The following is a 17,949-nucleotide window of genomic DNA, read 5'->3' on the forward strand; positions in this document are numbered from 1 at the left end:
CCCCTGGGGGGGGGGGTTGGGTTGGGGGGGTTGGGGGGGGGGGGGGGCCGCCCCCCCCCCCCCCCCCCCGCCCAGCTTGGTAGCAAACGGAAACAGCGCTCTTGGCTTAAAAAAAAGGGGGCCTTTCGGCCCCCTCAGGGTGATCAAACGACCCCAGTCGCAAAGCGTGTGGTTTAGAAGAAGGCGCGGATGCCGAAGGCGACGCCGCGGCCCGGCAGGGGGGAGTAGTCGCGCAGCAGCGAGGTGTGCGGACGCACTTCCTGGTTGGTCAGGTTGCTGCCGTCCAGGAAGATCTCGTAACTGTTGCTGTCGTTGCGGTCCCAGCGGTAGGCCAGGTGTGCGTCCACCAGCGTGTAGCCCTTGCTCGGATCCTCGTTCTGCGCCACATCCTTCTGGCTGCTGTAACGCACCGCGCCCACCGATGCCCGCCAGCCATCACGCGACCAGCGCAGGTCCGCGCCCACCCGGCCCGGCGCGATCCGCGGCAGGTAACCGGTGTTGGCCAACTCCACGCTGTAATTGTGGTTGTGGTCGCCGTGCGGCACGGCGATGTCCACGTTGCGGCTGCCACTGCCGTCCAGCTCCGCCTTCACATAGTCGCCGAACACCCGCAGATCCCAGTCGCCTGCGTTGCCCTCGAACAGATGGAACAGCGCTTCGGCCTCGGCGCCCTTGAACGTTGCGTCCTGCTGCGTCCACAGACGCACCGGCAGCGATTCCACCACCCCCGTCTCCGCCAGATAGATGAAGTCCTTGAACCTGGTCTGGTAGATCGAGGCGGAGAAGTCGACGCGGTCGCTGTGGGTATGGATGCCCAGCTCGACCCGCTGCCCACGTTCGGTCTTCAGGTTCGCATCGCCGATCTCCAGCGAACGCGTCGCGATGTGCGCACCGGCCGCATACAGCTCTTCGTTGGTCGGCGCGCGCTCGGAGCTGTCGATGCCGAAGCGCAGATCCACGGCATCGTTGAGCGTCCAGATGCCGGCCGCGGACAGGTTCGTCGCATCGAATTTGCGCGCGCGGTAGTCGCCGGTCGGGTCCAGCTTCACCTGGTCATGGCGACCGCCCAGTTCCAGCTTGAACGGACCGAACTGCTTCTCCTGCAGCACGAACAGACCGATGTTCTTCGTCCCCGTATCCGGCACGAACGCTTCCTCGCCCTTCGCGCCGAAGTCGCTGTTGCCGAACTGCAGCCCGAAGGCGCCGTCCCAGCCGCCCATCTGCTGCTGCACGGCTTCCAGCCGGCCCTCGATCCCGCGGTTGGTGAAGCGCGTGGACGGCGTGCCGGCCTCCAGCTCCACATGCTCGTAATCGGTATAGGCCGTGCGCAGGTTGATGTTCTTCAGGAACGATACCGGGTTGTAGATCCCGCCCTTGGCCTCGAACCGGTTCTGCACCATGTCGATGCGAACGTCATGCTCGTCGCCTTCTTCCTCGTCGCCATGGTCGTGGTCGTGATCGTGGTCGTGACCATGGTCATCGTCGGCATGCACGTGCGCACCGTTGGGAATGCCGTAGTTGGTGCGGTAGGTGCTGGCCGAGGCGCCCAGATAGCCGCCTTCCCCCAGCCACGTCGCGCCGACGCCACCGGCACGGGTGCGGATCGAACTGTTGTCCAGCCGGCCCCGACGCGGCTCGTCGCTGTCACCGTCCTCGTGGTCGTGCCCGCTGTGGTCCTCCAGGCCATCGATCACCGCGTAGCCCGGGATGCGGAAATCGTCGCCGTTGCGTACCAGACCATCCACATGCAGCACCACGTTGCCGCTCACACCATCCAGGCGGAACATACCGCTGCGCTCGTCATTGACCGAATTGCCGCGCAGTTCGGCGCGACCGCTGAGCGGGCGGTCCGGCAGGTCGCGGGCGATCCGGCCGTCCACCACGTTCACCGCGCCACCGATCGCGCCACTGCCAAACAGCAGCGTGGCCGGGCCCTTCAGCACTTCGATCTGGTCGGCCAGGAATGGCTCGATGCTGGTGGCGTGATCGGCGCTGACCGTGGAGGCATCCATGTTGCCCATGCCATTGGACAGCACCGCCACCCGCGGACCTTCCTGCCCACGGATGATCGGGCGGCCCACGCCGGGGCCGAAGAAGGTGCTCTGCACACCGGGCAGCTTGGCCACGGTATCGCCCAGGGTGCCGGCCTTCTGCTCGTCCAGGCGCTCACCGGCGAGCACGTCCACCGGCCGTGCGAGCGACTCGGCATCGCCCTGCAGCGGGGACGCCGTCACCTTCACGGTCGACAGTTCGGTCAGGTGGTGGTCACGCTGGCCAGCCTCGTCGGCGGCCAGCGCCAGCGAGGGAATCAGCGCCGCGGCGAGCGCCAGGGACAGGGCGTGCGGCTGAAGGGAGCGGGAAGAGCGCATGGGCAAGGGTCCGTCGGTCAATTGTTATAATGTATCAATGGTGGGGCGCGCGAAACCCGGGGAACGGTGGAACGGGGCGTTTCAGGGGGAGGAGCGGAGGGACGGGAGTGCGCGTCGGGATTGATGTTATATTATTCCATAACGCTTCGCCGACCCTGCTGGAAGTCATGCCCCTGTTCGCTCGAGTCCGTCATCTGCTGGATCGCTTCGGTGCCACCGGTTCCCTGCTGTGCGCCGTGCACTGCGCAGTGCTGCCGATTCTGCTGGCCGCTGCACCGTCGCTGGGCCTGTCGGTCTGGATGAGCGACGGCGTGGAACTGGCCCTGGTCTGCTTTGTGACCCTGTTGGGTCTGTTCAGTCTGGTCTGGGGTTACCGCCGCCATGGCGCGCTGCGCGCATTGGGCTTCCTGCTGCCCGGGCTGACCGCCCTCTGGGCCGGCCTGCTGTATGCACCGCTGCACCATTCAGCCGTGCCGCATGCGGTGGTGATGACCCTGGGCGGCGTGCTGGTCGGCGTGGCCCATCTGGTCAACCTGCGCCTGAACCACGGCCACGTCCACGACGCCAGCTGTGCTCATTGAGAGCGCGCATGGTAGGCTTCCAGATCGTGCGCGGGGGCGCCTGAGAGGGCGGCCCCGCCGAACCCGTGTCAGTGCGGGGTAATCAGAATCAGGTTTCAGACTAAGGAGTTGACGACATGGGTAAGGGTGACCGCAAGACCGCCAAGGGCAAGCGTTTCAACGCCAGCTACGGCAATTCGCGCTCGCACGTGGTGAGCAAGGTGGCCGTGGGTGCAGCTGCGCCGGTCGCCAAGAAGACCGTTGCCAAGGCACCGGCCAAGAAGGCCGTGGCCAAGAAGGCTGTCGCCAAGGCCGGTTGATCCCGCCTGGCGGGTCGAAGAAAACGCGGCGCTTGCGCCGCGTTTTTTTTATGCGTCAAACAAACACCTCGGCTTACGCGCGGTGTCCGGGTCAGCGCAGCGCCGGCAGCAACCGCTCCGCATCCCCATCGTTGGGCGCCGCTGGAATGCCCAGCAGGCGCGCCAGCAGTGGATACACATCGACGTTGTCGAAGCCTGCGATGGTCTGGCCCTGGTTGAACGACGGACCGCGTGCGATGAACACCGCGCGCATCGAGGGCAGGGCGTTGTCGTATCCGTGCGAACCGCGGGTGCCCGGCGTTCGGGCGGCCACGCTGGCGCGGCTGAGCGCGTTCCAGCCCTCGTGCATCTGGCACACGATCGGGGGAATGCGCGGGTTGGACCCGTAGTGCCAGCGCGCCGGCAGCGTTTGCCGGGTCCAGCAGTCGTACTGCGCATGTGCACCCAACAGTACCTTTTCGGCTTCGCGGCGCTTGCCCGGCAAAGGCGCAAACCCCACCGACTGCCCCATCGACACATCGGTGGCAATCGTCGGGTCGACCATGTCTTCAATCGCGATGGTCTGGCCGTCGGGCACGCTGGCCATGCCGTGGTCGGACACCACGATCACGTTGGTGCTGGCGTCCAGCCCGCGCGAGTGCAGGCCGTCCAGCAGCCGGCCGATGGCGACGTCGACTTCGCCGATCGCCGCGGCGTATTCGGGCGAATCGGGGCCATAGTCGTGTCCGGCGTGGTCGACCTGTTCCATGTACAGCGTGACCAACCGCGGTGCATCGGCGTCGGTCTGGCCAACCCAGCCCAGCACCTGGTCCACCCGGTCGGGCAACGGCACGCTGGCATCGTAGGTGCGCCACTGACTGGGGCGTACGCCCTGGATGGCGGCTTCGCTGCCGGGCCAGGACCACGTCGCGGTGCGAACACCGGCTTTTTCCGCGCCCACCCAGATCGGTTCGCCGCCCCACCAGCGGGCATCGGTGACCGCTTCGCGCTTGCTCAGACGGAAACTGCCCAGCGCATCCTCGTGCATGCTGTTGTGGATGATGCCGTGATGGTCCGGACGCAGCCCGGTGACCAGGGTGTAGTGGTTGGGAAAGGTCAGGGACGGATAGGACGGTGTCATCCAGCGCGCACGCACGCCCCCGTCGACAAGGCGCGACAGGTTGGGGGTGATGCCGCGGTCGAGCATGTCCGCACGCAGGCCGTCGATGGACACCAGCAGCAGCTTCGGCGCGGCGGCGGGCGTGGCGATCGGCGCGCTGCCGGCCGTCGGGGAGTCGAAAGGAACGCTGGCACAGCTGGTCAACGCGAGGGTGGCGGCAAGCGCCAACGAAAGGCGGACGGAAGTCATCCGGCCATGATAGTCCGGCGGGGTGACGCGGCGAAGACAACCGATGGCACGGTCAGAGCGCGTGCGCGGTGTGCGCCGCGTGCGCGATCAGGCGAATAGCGCGCCGGTCTGCGCTTCCAGCTGCAGCAGCGCAGCTTTGGTCGGCAGCCCGCCGCCGAAGCCGGTGAGGGCGCCGCTGCTGCCGATAACCCGGTGGCAGGGCAGCACGATTGGCAGCGGGTTGCGGCCATTGGCGGCACCCACCGCGCGGCTGGCCGTCGGGTGGCCGATGTGGCGGGCCAGCTCCACGTAGCTCCAGGTCTGGCCAAACGGAATGTCGGCCAGCGCCTTCCACACGCGCAGCTGGAAATCGGTGCCATGCGGTGCCAGCGGCAATTCGAAACGCTGGCGCTCGCCCTGCAGGTACTGCAGCAGTTGTGTGCGTGCATCGCGCAGTGCATCGGCGTCGCGCTGCCACTGCGCACGGCCTTTGGCGTCGTAGCGGTTGTTTTCGAACAGGATGTGGTGGATGCCCTGGGCGTCACCGGCCACGGTCAATGCGCCGATGGGGCTGTCGAAAGTGTCGTAGAACAGGGTCATGGGCTCACTCCGGAGGTGGGGGTGGACAGGTGCCACAGGTGCAGCACGGCATAGGCGCGCCACGGTCGCCAGGCCTGCGAACGCGCTTCGGTGGCGCGTTCGCTCAGGCGTGTTCCTTCGCCGAGAACCTGCTGCAGCACCAGGTCGCCAGCGGGGAAGGCATCGGGAAGCGCCAGTGCGCGCAATGCCATGTAATGCGCGGTCCACGGCCCGATCCCGGGCAAGGCCACGCACCGTTCGACGAAACTTTCCAGGCGTTGGCCGGCGCTGAAATCCAGGCGGTCTTCGGCCACTGCCAGGGCCACGGCCCGCACGGTGGCGGCGCGGGTTTTCGGCAGCCCGATGCTCTCCAACGGCGCCTCGGCCAGCGCCTGCGGGGTGGGGAACTGGCGGTCCAGTCCGACCGGCATGCCCGCCAACGCGTGCCCGAACCGATCCACCACGCGACGCGCCAGGGTGGTGGCGGCAGCCACGCTGACCTGCTGGCCGAGTACCGCGCGCACCGCCACCTCGAACCCATCCCAGCCACCGGGCACGCGCAGCCCCGGGCGCAGGGCGATGCCGCGCGCAAGCAGCGGGTCCTGCGCCAGGGTGGCGTGCACGATGCGCAGGTCGGCATCGAGGTCGAAGATCCGCCGCACCCGGCGCACGATCCCGGGGATGGCACGCGGGTCCACCTGGCCCAGTTGCAGGCGCAGCTCGCCGCGCTTGGGGTCGGCGGTGACCCGCAGCACGCTGGGCCGTTCGGGCGGGCCGATGACGCGCTGGTAGCTGTCCGCGTCGATGCATTCGATGCCGGGAATCGAGCGGCGGCGCAGGAAATCCAGCATCGCGTCGAAATCCAGCGGCGGCCGATAGCCCAGGCGCAGGGTCAGCGCGCCGTCATCGAGGGCCCCGCGCTGGCGGCGGATCGCGGTGGGTGGCATGCCACAGCCGTCCACGAACGCGGCGTTGAAGCGGCGCAGGCTGTTGTAACCGGCGGCCATCGCCACGTCGGTCACCGGCAGCGCCGTTTCGGTGAGCAGCTGTTTGGCCAGCAACAGGCGGCGGGTGGCATGGATCTGCGCCGGCGCTGCGCCCAGGCGCGCCACGAACAGGCGCTGCAGCTGGCGCGCGCTCAGGCCCAGCCGGGTGGCCAGCGCCGGCACCGCGGCGTCCTGCAGGTAGCCGTCGTGGATCAGGGCCAGCGCGCGCTGCAGCGTTTCGTTGCTGAGCGCGTCCTGGGCCTCCGGCGCCAGTTCCGGGCGGCAGCGCAGGCACGGGCGGAAACCGGCAGCCGCCGCCGCTGCAGCGGTGGGGTAGTAGTCCACGTTGCGCGGCTTCGGCGGGGGCGCCGGGCATACCGGCCGGCAGTAGATGCCGGTGCTGCGCACGGCGGTGAAGAAGACCCCGTCAAAGCGCGCATCGCGGGCGAGGCGGGCGCTTTCGCAGGCGGCGTAGTCCAGGGGCAGGGCGGTGTCCATGGGGGCCAGTCTATGCCCGGCCGCCGCGCTCGGCTCGCCATTTTCGGACAGCAATGCGCAGGCCGGCCGCTCTGGTTCAGGGCAGGTTCCCGCGCCGACGGTCGCGCGCACTAGACTGTGTGTTCACGCGCCGCTGCGCGCGCTCCTTCGTACGGATACCGGGTCGTTCATGTTGCTCAAGTCGTGGTGGTTGCCCCTGTTGTGCCTGGGTCTGGCCGGTTGCAGCCAGCTGGAGAATCCCGGCAACGTCACCGCCGCCGACAAGGCGGTGCGCGCGCAGACCGCCGATGGCGACCACATGGTGTCGTTCAATGCCGCCGATGCGCCCGCGCCGGCACCGTTGCCACCCAAGCGCGGCGACCAGGGCTGGGGCGAGGCGGTGCTGGAGAACGGCAAGGCGTGGGTGAGCTGCGACACCGATTACGCCGGCGAAGGCGGCGATGGCATCGCGCTGGAAAGCCTGGATCGCGCCAGCATCGACACCGCGCTGGCACCGTGCGTGGAGCGCGGGCTGGTGCGGGTGCGCTACGTGGGCAAGATCAACCCCGGCTTCTCCGAGCTGGTGGCGCGGTTGGCGATGGTGGCCGACGCGCAACGCATCTCCAAACGCGTGCTGGACCTGGATTCCAGCGGCGGCCAGGTGGAAGCGGCGATCGTGGCCGGCGACCGCATCGGCGAATCCAACTGGACCATCTGGATCCGCGAAGGCTCGGTCTGCCACAGCGCCTGCGTGTTCGTGCTGGCCGCCGGCGACAACCGCCTGGTGGCCGGCAAGGTTGGCATCCATCGGATGATGCGGATCAGTTCCAAGGCGACCTCGCGCGCCGAACTCAACCGCGAGCTCCATGAGGTCTACGACAACGTCAAGGACTACCTGCAGCGCAACGGCGTGGCGGTGGGCGTGGCCGACCTGATGATGACCGTGCCCAACCGCAGCCTGCGCCTGCTGACCAGCGACGAACTGCGCCAGTTCGGGCTGGATGGCACCAACGCAGTGCAGGACGACCTGGAGCGGATCAAGCAGATGCGCAAATGCGGCGATGATTTCGTGCGGCGCAAGGACGCGTTCCTGATCGCATTCGACCAGACCTGCAAGCGCGAAGGCGCCGAACTGGAGACCGTCAACAGCTGTGGGCAGACGCTCAAACAGCGCTACGGATTCCCCGATGCCACCTGCCCGGACGAGAGCCCGCTATCGGAGATCGACGTCTCCACGTTGCTGCCGTCCAGCGTTGCACCGGTCCGTGACGCGCCGGCCGAGCGTACCGCCAGCGACGTCGGCCAGCCCGCGCCGGAAACCGCCGAGCGCAACTGACGAACCGCTCACGGGGTTCCCGTAGACTGGCCTGGATCCTTCCAGCCAACGGTGTCCTGATGCGTGTTCCGCTTCTGCTGTCTTCGTTCCTGCTTGCTGCTGTTGCCCAGGCCCAGACCCCGCCGCCGGCCACCCCCGCGCCGGCCCCGGCGCGCCCGGCACCGGCTGCCGCACCCGCGGCACGCCCGGCGCTGACCCCGGCGCAGCAGGCGCAGGTGCACAAGCAGGATGCGGAAATGAGTGCGGCCGCGTTGCAGGTGGCGCAGCTGGTGGACACCAACCGCGCCGCCGAGGCATGGAAAGGGGCCTCGGCCGTGGCGAAGAAATCGGTCACCGAGCAGGCCTTCGTGAGCCAGCTCAGCGCTGACCGCAAGCGCCTGGGCGCGCTGGCTGCGCGCGGCCAGCCGGTGGTGACCCGGGTCAAGTACGCCGCCGGTGCAACCGTGCCTGAAGGGCTGTACATCAACGTCAGCTTCCCCACCCGGTTTGCCAACAGTGCCCAGCCGGTGCGCGAGCTGGTCTCGTTCCGGCTGGACGAAGACCGGGTCTGGCGTCTGGCCGGCTATAGCGTGCGCGCCGCCACGCCCTGATCGACGCCGTCATTTCCTGAGGAGTGCAGCATGAGTATCGAGATCCAGATGCTGGTGTGGTCGATGCTGCTGGGCATCGTGCACCTGTTCGCCGCCTCCACTGCCGTCACCCGCGAACGCGGGCTGCAGTGGAACGCCTCGGCCCGCGATGGCCAGACTCCGCCGGTGCGGCCGCTGACCGGGCGCCTGCAGCGTGCCCAGTCCAATTTCATGGAGACCTTCCCGTTCTTCGCGGCGGCGATCCTGGCGGTGGTGCTGACCCAGCGCCAGGATGGGCTGACCGCGCTGGCCGCGCAGTTGTATTTCTGGGCGCGGCTGGTGTATCTGCCGCTGTACGCCGCCGGCGTACCGTACGTGCGCAGCCTGGTGTGGCTGGTGTCGCTGGTGGGCATCGTGCTGTTGCTGTGGGCGTTGCTGTAACAGGCCAGTGAACGGCAGCTGCCGCCGCTGATCCAGATCAAGGCGGGGCGCGCGGGTTCGGCGCTAAGCTGGCATGGACCCGTTAGCGCAGGATCGGACATGTCGGACCAACCCCCGCAGGAGCAGTGCATGCCGGAGCAGCCGGTGGACGTGGTGGTGGTGGGCGCCGGCCCAGCCGGGCTGTGCTTCGCCCGCGCGCTGGCCGGCAGCGGCCTGCAGGTGGCGCTGGTGGAACAGCAGCCACGCGCGGCACTGGCGGACGCGGCCTTCGACGGCCGCGAGATTGCGCTGACCCATGCCTCGCGGCAGATCCTGGAGGCGCTGGGCATCTGGCAGCGGTTGGACCCGGCCGAGATCTCCCCGCTGCGCGATGCGAAGGTGATGGACGGCAGTTCGCCGTTCGCCCTGACCTTTGCCGCGACCCAGCGCGATACGCAGGACCTGGGCTGGCTGGTCCCCAACCATCTGATCCGCCGCGCCGCCTGGGCCAGCGTGCAGGACCAGCCGGGCCTGCAGCTGCTGGATGAGACGCGCGTGGCCGGCGTCCTGCCGGGCGCAGGGCGCAGCGTGGTCACCCTGGCCGATGGACGCCGCCTGGCCGCACGCCTGGTGGTGGCCGCCGACAGCCGCTTTTCCAGCACCCGGCGCATGCTGGGCATCGGCGCGCGGATGCGCGACTTCGGCAAGTCGATGCTGGTCTGCCGGATGCAGATCGAGGTGCCGCACCAGCACACCGCGTGGGAGTGGTTCGGGTATGGCCGCACGATGGCGCTGCTGCCGCTCAACGGCGACCAGGCCTCGGCCGTGATCACCCTGCCGCCGCGCCAGATCGAGGCCTTGATGGCGCAGGACCCGGCCCGCTTCGGGCAGAGCATCACCGACCTGTTCGAACAGCGGCTGGGGGCGATGGTCCCCAGCGCGGCACCGGTGGCCTATCCGCTGGTAGGGGTGTATGCCAATGCGTTCGTGGGCGATCGCTGCGCGTTGATCGGCGATGCGGCCGTGGGCATGCATCCGGTCACCGCGCACGGGTTCAACCTGGGCCTGGCCGGCGCGCACCGGCTGGCCAACGTGCTCAACCAAGCGGCGGCCCGCGGCGGCGACATCGGCGCACCGGCCGGCTTGGCCAGCTTTGAGCGCAGCCACCGGCTGGCCTCGCGCCCCTTGTACGAGGCCACCAATGCCATTGCCACGCTCTACACCGATGACCGCCTGCCCGCGCGGATGCTGCGCCGGGCCGGATTGCGCCTGGCGCACGGGGTGACCCCGTTCCGCCAGTTGATCGCCGCCCACCTGACCCAGCGCGAGGCGCGGGTCTGAGGCGGGTCAGGGGGCGTCGCTGTCGGCCAGCACGTTGATGGTGGTGTCGCCGAACTGCACCACCTGGCCGCCGCGGATCTTGCAGGCCTTGCGCAGTTCGACCTCGCCATCGACCAGGACCTGGCCGTCGCCGATCACGGTCTTGGCCTCGCCGCCACTGGTGACCAGGTCGGCCAGCTTGAGCAGCTGCTTGAGCTCGACGTAGTCGCGGTCCAGTTCAAATTCGAGGGTCTGCATGGAGCGGGTATCCTGGGAAGGGGCGCGGACAGGTGGCCGGGCCGGGAAAGGGCGCGTATTGTGCGCCAGCGGGCGGCAGAACGGCATGCAGATGGGAAGCTGTACACGTTGTTCAGGTGCGATGCGGTATCATCGCCCCCTGAGTGAGTGAATTCTCCTCCGACCGAGCAGCGCCAGGGCACGCGATAAGAAAGGGCGCCCAAAGCGCGGACCATCCCCTTTTTTATCTCACTGCCTCCTCAACGGCAGTGCTTTGGAGTTCCCCATGTCCCAAGAATCCTCCGCGCCGCTGCTGTTCGCAGACCTCGGCCTGTCCGAAGCTGTGATGCAGGCCGTCGCCACCGTCGGCTACGAGACCCCGTCGCCCATCCAGGCTGCCACGATCCCGGCGATGCTGGAAGGCCGCGACGTGCTCGGCCAGGCCCAGACCGGTACCGGCAAGACCGCCGCCTTCGCGCTGCCGGTGCTGTCCAACCTCGATTTCAACCAGACCAAGCCGCAGGTGCTGGTGCTGGCGCCCACCCGCGAACTGGCCATCCAGGTCGCCGAGGCGTTCCAGACTTATTCGTCGGGCATTCCCGGCTTCCGCGTGTTGCCGGTGTACGGCGGCCAGCCCTACGGCCAGCAGCTGCAGGCCCTGCGCCGTGGCGTGCACGTCATCGTCGGCACCCCGGGCCGGGTGATCGATCACCTCGAGCGCGGCACCCTGGACCTGTCCGAGCTGAAGACGCTGGTGCTGGACGAAGCCGATGAAATGCTGCGCATGGGCTTCATCGACGACGTCGAAGCGGTGCTGAAGAAGCTGCCGGAGACCCGCCAGGTCGCCCTGTTCTCGGCCACCATGCCGTCGCAGATCCGCCGCATCGCGCAGACCTACCTGAAGAACCCGGCCGAAGTCACCATCGTCAGCAAGACGACGACCTCGGCCAACATCCGCCAGCGTTACTGGTGGGTGAGCGGCATGCACAAGCTGGACGCGCTGACCCGCATCCTGGAAGTGGAACCGTTCGATGCGATGATCATCTTCTCGCGCACCAAGGCGGCCACCGAAGAGCTGGCCGAGAAGCTGCAGGCGCGTGGCCTGGCCGCGGCCGCCATCAACGGCGACATGCAGCAGGCCCAGCGCGAGCGCACCATCGGCATGCTCAAGGAAGGCAAGCTGGACATCCTGGTGGCCACCGACGTGGCCGCCCGTGGCCTGGACGTGGAGCGCATCAGCCACGTGCTGAACTACGACATCCCGTACGACACCGAAAGCTACGTGCACCGCATTGGCCGTACCGGTCGTGCCGGCCGCACCGGCGACGCGATCCTGTTCGCCACCCCGCGTGAAAAGGGCATGCTGCGTGCCATCGAGCGCGCCACCCGCCAGCCCATCGAAGAGATGCAGCTGCCGAGCGTGGACGCGGTCAACGACACCCGCATCACCAAGTTCATGAGCCGCATCAGCGATGCGCTCGATGCCGGCGGCACCGAGTTCTACCGCGACCTGCTGCAGCGCCTGGAAGGCGAGAAGAACGTGCCGGCCATCGACATCGCCGCCGCGCTGGCCAAGCTGCTGCAGGGCGATTCGCCGTTCCTGCTGACCCCGCCGGTGCGTGGTGCCCATCAGGAGCGTGCTCCGCACCAGCGCAACGAGCGCAGCAACGACCGTGGCGAGCGTCCGGCCCGTTTCGAGCCGCGCTTCGAACGTGGTCCGCGTCGTGAAGACGACCGTGGCCCGCGTCCGCCGCGTGCCGAGGGCGACTTCGGCAGCAACGACGCTGGCTTCGAACGCGCCCCGCGCCGTGACATCGCCCCGCGCGGTGCCGCCGAGCCGGGCATGGAAACCTTCCGCATCGAAGTGGGCCACGTGCACGGCGTGAAGCCGGGCAACATCGTCGGCGCGATCGCCAACGAAGCCGGGCTGGAAAGCCGCTTCATCGGCCGCATCGACATCCACGACGACTTCTCGGTGCTGGACCTGCCGGCCGAAATGCCGCAGGACCTGCTGACCCACCTCAAGAAGGTGTGGGTGTCGGGCCAGCAGCTTCAGATGCGCAAGGTCGAGCCGGGTGAAGACCTGACCCCGTCGCCGCGTCCGGCGTTCAAGCCGAAGTTCGGCGGCAAGCCGCGCGGTCCGGGTGGTCCGGGTGGCCATCGTGGCGGTCCAGGCGGCCCGGGTGGCAACGATCGCCCGCCGCGCCGTGACGGCTTCAAGCCGCGCGGTCCGCGCAACGGCTGATCGCCCACGCGATCCAGACAACGCCAGCCTTCGGGCTGGCGTTGTCGTTTCCGGGGGGCGCAAAACGCCCCGGGCGGCTGTCGACCGACTTCGCACGGTGTCAACATCCGCCGCTCTAGCCTGCAGGTTGATGGGATCGATACACCACCCACTCCACGGCTCCGGGGGGATCCGCGATGCTGGCAACTGGCAGGGATGTTGCTGCAACAGCCGTACCGTATCTCACGCGGGGCTTGACCCTGCGCTTTGTCCTGCTGACCGGCATGGCCATTGGCCTGGTGGGCATTTCCGCGCTGATCCAGGAGCTGCAGGCCGCGTCCACCGCGTGGATCGTCGGCCAGAGCCACTGGTCGCGCAGCCAGCAGCAGGCCAGCTTCGCACTCAGCCGCTACATCACCCATGGTCGGCCGCGCGACCTGGCCGAGGCGCGCCAGGCCCTGACCGTGCCGTTGGGCGATCTGGACGCGCGCCGCGCGCTGGAGCAGGACGACGCCGACCTGGCCCGGGCGCGGCGCGGGTTCCTGGCCGGCGGCAATGCGCCAGGTGACATCAACCGCCTGATCCTGTCGTTCCGCTACCTGGGCCACCTGGGCTACTTCAAGGATGCGGTGCGGTTGTGGCGACAGACCGACGCGCCGCTGCTGCAGCTGGCCGGTTTGCTCGGCGCGGCGCAGGCCCTGCATACCCGCCGCGATGTTGAACCGGTGACCCAGGCGCTCCTGCAGGACCAACTGCAGACCTTGGACCGTGACCTGCAGGCGCGTGCCAAGGCGTTTTCGATGTCACTGCAGCGCACGGCCTCGATCGTACGCATCACCACCTTGCTGGTGGGCGGGTTGTCGGTGCTGTTGATCACCGTCGTGGCCGTGATGCTGTCGCGACGCGTGCGGCGCGACCTGCTGGAGCAGGAAAGCCGCTTCCGTGCGGCGTTCTACCAGGCCACGGTGGGCATGGCCAAATTCGACCACACAGGCGCCATCCTTGAGGTCAACCAGGCCATGGCCGATATTCTGGGCTACTCGCGCGATGCCCTGCTCGGGCTGTCCATCCAGAACCTGGTGGCCGAGGGTGAACTGGTGCTCGACGACGCGGGCCGCATCGACTGGGGCCGCCAGCTGCGCCCGGCCGAACTGCGTTTCCGGCGCGCCGATGGTGGGCTGATGTGGGGGCGCTGGAGCGGCACGCTGGTGCGCACGGCCGGCCGCGAGGTGTCGGTGTTCGCCATCGTGGAGGACGTGTCGCAGAACCACGCGCTGGCCCGCGAGGTGCAGCACCACGCCAGCCACGATCCGCTGACCGGGCTGATCAACCGGCGAGAGATCGAACGCCTGCTGGAGCAGTCCCTGCTCGATGTGCGCAACCACGGCGGCGTGCACAGCCTGTGCTACATCGACCTGGATTACTTCAAGCTGGTCAACGACGGGCTGGGCCACGCGGCGGGCGACCAGTTGCTGCGCAACTTCGCCGACTACCTGGTGGGGGCGGTACGCGAAGGTGACTGGGTAGGGCGCCTGGGCGGCGACGAGTTCGCGCTGTTCCTGGCCAATGCGGCCCAGGACGAGGCCAAGCAGGTGCTGCAGCGGATCGTGCGTTCGCTGGGCCAGGCCAACTTCCAGCATGGCGACGGCAGCCTGCGGGTGAGCTGCAGCATCGGCGTGGTGGAGGTGACCCGCGAGGCGGTGGATGTGAACTGGCTGATGAGTGCGGCCGACAGCGCCTGCTATGCCGCCAAGGAAGCCGGACGCAACCGCGTGCACTGCTACAACGAAAGCCGCATGGCGCTGGACGAGCGCCGGCAGGAAGCCGAGCGCCTGGCACGGGTGACCAGTGCCATCGCCGAGAACCGCATGCTGTTGTATGCGCAGCGCATCGAGCGCGTGGGCGATCCGGGTTTCCTGCATTACGAAGTGCTGGTCCGCATGCGCAACCCCGACGGCGTGCTGCAGGGGCCCGGTGAATTCATGCCGGCCGTGGAGCGTTACGGCATGGGCATGGCACTGGACCGGCATGTGCTGGGGCTGCTGTTCCGCCACCTGCAGGTGTGCCCGGCGCACGTGCAGCGGCTGGGGTTGTGCAACGTCAACGTGTCGGCGCAGTCGATTGCCGAGCCGAGTTTCCTGGCCTTCGTCTGCGACCTGCTGGAACGCAACCGCGGGTTGGCGCGCAAGCTCTGCTTCGAGGTCACCGAGACCGCGGCGATCAGCAGCCTGGCCCAGGCGCGCAGCTTCATCGAAGCGGTCAAGGCGCGCGGCTGCCAGGTGGCGCTGGACGATTTCGGCTCGGGGCTGTCCTCGTTCGGCTACCTGCGCCAGCTGCCGGCGGACATGCTCAAGATCGACGGCGTGTTCGTGCGCGACATGGACATCGATCCGGTCAGCCGCGCGGCGGTGCGCGCGATCACCGAGATCGGCCGCGAGCTGCACATGACCGTGATTGCCGAATGGGTGGAATCGCCCGAGGTGGCCGAACAGTTGCAGGTGCTGGGGGTGGACGGACTGCAGGGGTATGCGATCGAGCGCCCGATGGCACTGGAGCGGATGACCCAGCCGGCGCTGTGGCCGGGGCGCAGTGCGCTGCCCTCGGAGGGCCGGCCGGGCCTGACATGAGACCCATGGCCCGCACCGCCGGCGCCGGTGTGCCGCGTGAAGGCGCCTGGTTCGGGCGATAATCCCGGCCAGGGGCGGCACGCGACCTGCGTGGCGGCATCGAAGGTGGGGCAGGGTGTGAGGGGATGGCGCGGCAGGTGGATGGGATGGGGCGCAGTGCAGGTACTGCTGGCCCTGCTGTTGCTGCCCGCCTGGGCGGCCGCCGACAGTGTGTCCGCCGCCACCACCCGGGTGGGCACCGACGTGCTGCTGCTGGGCGCCGGTACTGCCGAACGCACGCCCCAGCGCGCCTGCACTGCCGAGGTGCTGGCCCGCCACCAGCAGGTGCTGCACGTGCCCGCGCCCGCGGGCGGCTGGTCCGGCGAGCCGCAGGCGGTGGACGTGTTCGGGGTGCTGGCCGGCGAGGTACGGATCAGCCACGGTGACCGCCAGATCTGCGGCAGCATGCATGACGCGCGCACCCGCGATTCCCGCTTCCGGGCCGGGGTGGGCATGGTGGTGGTCCCCACGGCCGGCGATCACGAACCGATCGTGGTGTCCTGGGCCGCGCCGATCAAGCCGCGCTGGATTCCCACCGTGCAGCTGGGCGCGCCCAGCCCGGTCCAGCAGGACGATACCGCCCGGCTGCTGGTGCGCGCGGCCTGTGTGGCCGTGGCCATTGCCTTGGCGCTGTCGGCGCTGATGGGCTATGTGACCGCCAAGGACCGCTCGTTCCTGATCTACGTGGCCATCTGCCTGTTGCTGGTGCTGTGGCAGGCCGTGCTGGGTGGGCTGAGCGGGTACCCCGAGCCGTGGTTGCCGGTCGAGAACCGCGCCTCGTGGTGGCTGGTGTCGTTGACCGCGTTCACCGAGGCAGTGCTGCTGCCTGTGCTGTGGCGCCTGTGTGGCGGCGACCGTCGCTGGCCCGGGTCACGGCCGGCCCAGCATGTGCTGCTGTGGGGCTTGTTCGCGCTGGGCCTGGGCGTGCCCTGGATGCACTTTGCGATGTTGCCGGTTGTGGCCGCGGGGCTGGAAGGGCTGTTCGTGCTGGGGTGCGTGGCCTGCCTGGCGGCCGGCAGCTGGGGCGTGCTGCACCGCGACCGCTATGCGCTGGCCGGGCTGAGCGCGCTGGCGCCGTGGTGGATCATGATCATTGCCGATGGGCTGCACGCGCAGTGGCTGGTGGCCTACCGGATCGAGTCGCTGCAGCTGGCGACCACCTGGTTCCTGATGATGGCCGCCTACGCGCTCAACCTGCGCCTGGGGCGGCTGCGCCGGCAGCGCGACGAACTGCGCCAGCTGGCCGATACCGATGCCCTGACCGGTCTGCCCAATCGACGCGCCGGCCTGCGCAAGCTGGCCCACTACCTTGAACGTGCCGTTCAGGACGAACAGCCGCTGGCGATCGGGTTCCTGGACATCGATCTGTTCAAGGACATCAACGACCAGTTCGGCCACGCCGTGGGCGACCAGGTGCTGGTGGCGGTGGCGCGCCAGCTGCGCGATTCGGTGCGCAACCACGACGATGTGATCCGCATGGGCGGCGAAGAGTTCCTGGTGCTGCTGCCGGGCGCCAACCGTGCCAGCGCCTTCGCCCGCCTGGAAACCGTGCGCCAGCAGGTGCAGGCGGTGACCCGGGTGCTGGCCATCCCGGGGCTGGAGGTGTCGGGCAGCATTGGCCTGGCCGTATTGCGCGGGGACGGCGACGACCTGGCCTCGCTGCTGCGCCGCGCCGACCACGCCATGTACTGCGCCAAGCGGGCCGGTCGCAACCAGGTATTCGACGCCGATCAGGCCGTTCCGGCCGACGAGGCATTGCGTGTGTGAACAGCCGGCGCCCTGCGCGGGCCGGGTTTGCCGGATAATGGGGCGATGACAATCCGACTCAACAAACACATCGCCGAAACCGGCTTCTGTTCCCGGCGTGAAGCCGACCGCCTCATCGGCGAACGCCGCGTCACCGTCAATGGCCACCCGGCCGGTACCGGTGCGGTGGTTGGCGAGGGTGACGTGGTGCTGGTCGACGGCCAGCCGCTGCGTGCCCGTGAAGCCAAGAAGGCCGGCGGCCGCAAACACGTCTACATCGCGCTGAACAAGCCGGTCGGCATCACCTGCACCACCGAAAGCACGGTCAAGGGCAACATCGTCGAGTTCGTCGGCCACGAGCAGCGGATTTTCCCGATCGGCCGCCTGGACAAGGATTCCGAAGGCCTGATCCTGCTGACCAGCAACGGCAACATCGTCAACCAGATCCTGCGTGCCGAGAACGGGCACCAGAAGGAATACATGGTGGCGGTCAACAAGCCGGTCACCGACGAGTTCCTGCGCGGCATGGCCCGCGGCGTCCGCATCCACGATGAAACCACGCTGCCGTGCCGCACCAGCAAGCTGGCCAAGTTCGGCTTCCGGATCACCCTGCAGCAGGGCCTGAACCGGCAGATCCGCCTGATGGCCGCGGCGTTCGGTTTCCGCGTCACCCAGCTGCGCCGCGTGCGCATCGACAACATCAAGCTGGGCGCGCTCAAGCCGGGCCAGTGGCGCAACCTGACCGACGCCGAGCTCAAGGGCCTGCTGCCCAAGCAGCTGGAATGGTAAGGGCGCGCGTCACGCGGTGAGCCG

At 68.7% G+C, this 17,949-nt stretch carries 15 protein-coding genes; 10 read left to right on the plus strand and 5 right to left on the minus strand.

What is annotated here, in order from left to right:
• Positions 1-173: 173 nt before the first annotated feature.
• Positions 174-2,369 carry a TonB-dependent receptor gene (locus ABIA71_RS20020; protein ID WP_502961289.1) on the minus strand — a complete coding sequence of 732 codons (2,196 nt, stop codon included), beginning with the start codon at positions 2,367-2,369 and terminating at the stop codon, positions 174-176.
• A gap of 167 nt (positions 2,370-2,536) precedes the next feature.
• On the opposite strand from ABIA71_RS20020, the gene ABIA71_RS20025 reads away from it, so the two are divergent.
• Together ABIA71_RS20025 and ABIA71_RS20030 are read left to right on the plus strand one after the other, a co-directional pair.
• Entirely contained in the window at positions 2,537-2,950 is a 414-nt protein-coding gene (locus ABIA71_RS20025) for a MerC domain-containing protein (protein ID WP_354287629.1), read from the plus strand.
• Between the two features lie 116 nt (positions 2,951-3,066).
• A complete protein-coding gene (locus ABIA71_RS20030; protein WP_038689543.1) occupies positions 3,067-3,249 on the plus strand; it encodes a 30S ribosomal protein THX in 183 nt (60 codons plus the stop codon).
• Positions 3,250-3,340: 91 nt separating this feature from the next.
• On the opposite strand, the gene ABIA71_RS20035 is transcribed toward ABIA71_RS20030, so the two are convergent.
• From ABIA71_RS20035 to ABIA71_RS20045, 3 genes are all read right to left on the minus strand, one after another.
• A complete protein-coding gene (locus ABIA71_RS20035; RefSeq protein ID WP_354287631.1) occupies positions 3,341-4,597 on the minus strand; it encodes an alkaline phosphatase family protein in 1,257 nt (418 codons plus the stop codon).
• An 87-nt stretch (positions 4,598-4,684) separates the two neighbouring features.
• Positions 4,685-5,176, minus strand: a complete 492-nt coding sequence (locus ABIA71_RS20040) for a methylated-DNA--[protein]-cysteine S-methyltransferase (protein WP_354287633.1) — start codon at positions 5,174-5,176, stop codon at positions 4,685-4,687.
• Entirely contained in the window at positions 5,173-6,639 is a 1,467-nt protein-coding gene (locus ABIA71_RS20045) for a DNA-3-methyladenine glycosylase 2 family protein (protein WP_354287635.1), read from the minus strand. The genes ABIA71_RS20040 and ABIA71_RS20045 overlap by 4 nt, the downstream gene beginning before the upstream one ends.
• A 169-nt stretch (positions 6,640-6,808) precedes the next feature.
• On the opposite strand from ABIA71_RS20045, the gene ABIA71_RS20050 reads away from it, so the two are divergent.
• From ABIA71_RS20050 to ubiM, 4 genes are all read left to right on the plus strand, one after another.
• Positions 6,809-7,954 (plus strand): COG3904 family protein, encoded by a 1,146-nt coding sequence (locus ABIA71_RS20050; protein ID WP_354287636.1) that lies wholly within the window; start codon positions 6,809-6,811, stop codon positions 7,952-7,954.
• Positions 7,955-8,010: 56 nt separating this feature from the next.
• Positions 8,011-8,544 carry a DUF4019 domain-containing protein gene (locus ABIA71_RS20055; protein WP_354287680.1) on the plus strand — a complete coding sequence of 178 codons (534 nt, stop codon included), beginning with the start codon at positions 8,011-8,013 and terminating at the stop codon, positions 8,542-8,544.
• Between the two features lie 30 nt (positions 8,545-8,574).
• Positions 8,575-8,964 (plus strand): MAPEG family protein, encoded by a 390-nt coding sequence (locus ABIA71_RS20060; RefSeq protein ID WP_354287638.1) that lies wholly within the window; start codon positions 8,575-8,577, stop codon positions 8,962-8,964.
• Positions 8,965-9,063: 99 nt separating this feature from the next.
• Positions 9,064-10,284: a 5-demethoxyubiquinol-8 5-hydroxylase UbiM gene (gene ubiM, locus ABIA71_RS20065; protein WP_354287640.1), complete on the plus strand. Its 1,221-nt coding sequence runs from the start codon at positions 9,064-9,066 to the stop codon at positions 10,282-10,284.
• A 6-nt stretch (positions 10,285-10,290) separates the two neighbouring features.
• On the opposite strand, the gene ABIA71_RS20070 is transcribed toward ubiM, so the two are convergent.
• Positions 10,291-10,521, minus strand: a complete 231-nt coding sequence (locus ABIA71_RS20070) for an RNA-binding S4 domain-containing protein (protein WP_038689530.1) — start codon at positions 10,519-10,521, stop codon at positions 10,291-10,293.
• A 265-nt stretch (positions 10,522-10,786) separates the two neighbouring features.
• On the opposite strand from ABIA71_RS20070, the gene ABIA71_RS20075 reads away from it, so the two are divergent.
• The 4 genes from ABIA71_RS20075 (at position 10,787) to ABIA71_RS20090 (ending at position 17,925) form a co-directional block, all read left to right on the plus strand.
• Positions 10,787-12,745 (plus strand): DEAD/DEAH box helicase, encoded by a 1,959-nt coding sequence (locus tag ABIA71_RS20075; protein ID WP_354287642.1) that lies wholly within the window; start codon positions 10,787-10,789, stop codon positions 12,743-12,745.
• 176 nt (positions 12,746-12,921) lie between these two features.
• Positions 12,922-15,351 carry a putative bifunctional diguanylate cyclase/phosphodiesterase gene (locus ABIA71_RS20080; RefSeq protein ID WP_354287644.1) on the plus strand — a complete coding sequence of 810 codons (2,430 nt, stop codon included), beginning with the start codon at positions 12,922-12,924 and terminating at the stop codon, positions 15,349-15,351.
• Between the two features lie 141 nt (positions 15,352-15,492).
• Entirely contained in the window at positions 15,493-17,157 is a 1,665-nt protein-coding gene (locus tag ABIA71_RS20085) for a sensor domain-containing diguanylate cyclase (protein ID WP_354287646.1), read from the plus strand.
• A gap of 45 nt (positions 17,158-17,202) precedes the next feature.
• Positions 17,203-17,925 carry a pseudouridine synthase gene (locus ABIA71_RS20090; protein WP_038689523.1) on the plus strand — a complete coding sequence of 241 codons (723 nt, stop codon included), beginning with the start codon at positions 17,203-17,205 and terminating at the stop codon, positions 17,923-17,925.
• Positions 17,926-17,949 lie beyond the last annotated feature (24 nt).

Source organism: Stenotrophomonas sp. 2619 (genome assembly GCF_040548725.1).
Classification (GTDB): domain Bacteria; phylum Pseudomonadota; class Gammaproteobacteria; order Xanthomonadales; family Xanthomonadaceae; genus Stenotrophomonas; species Stenotrophomonas maltophilia_AP.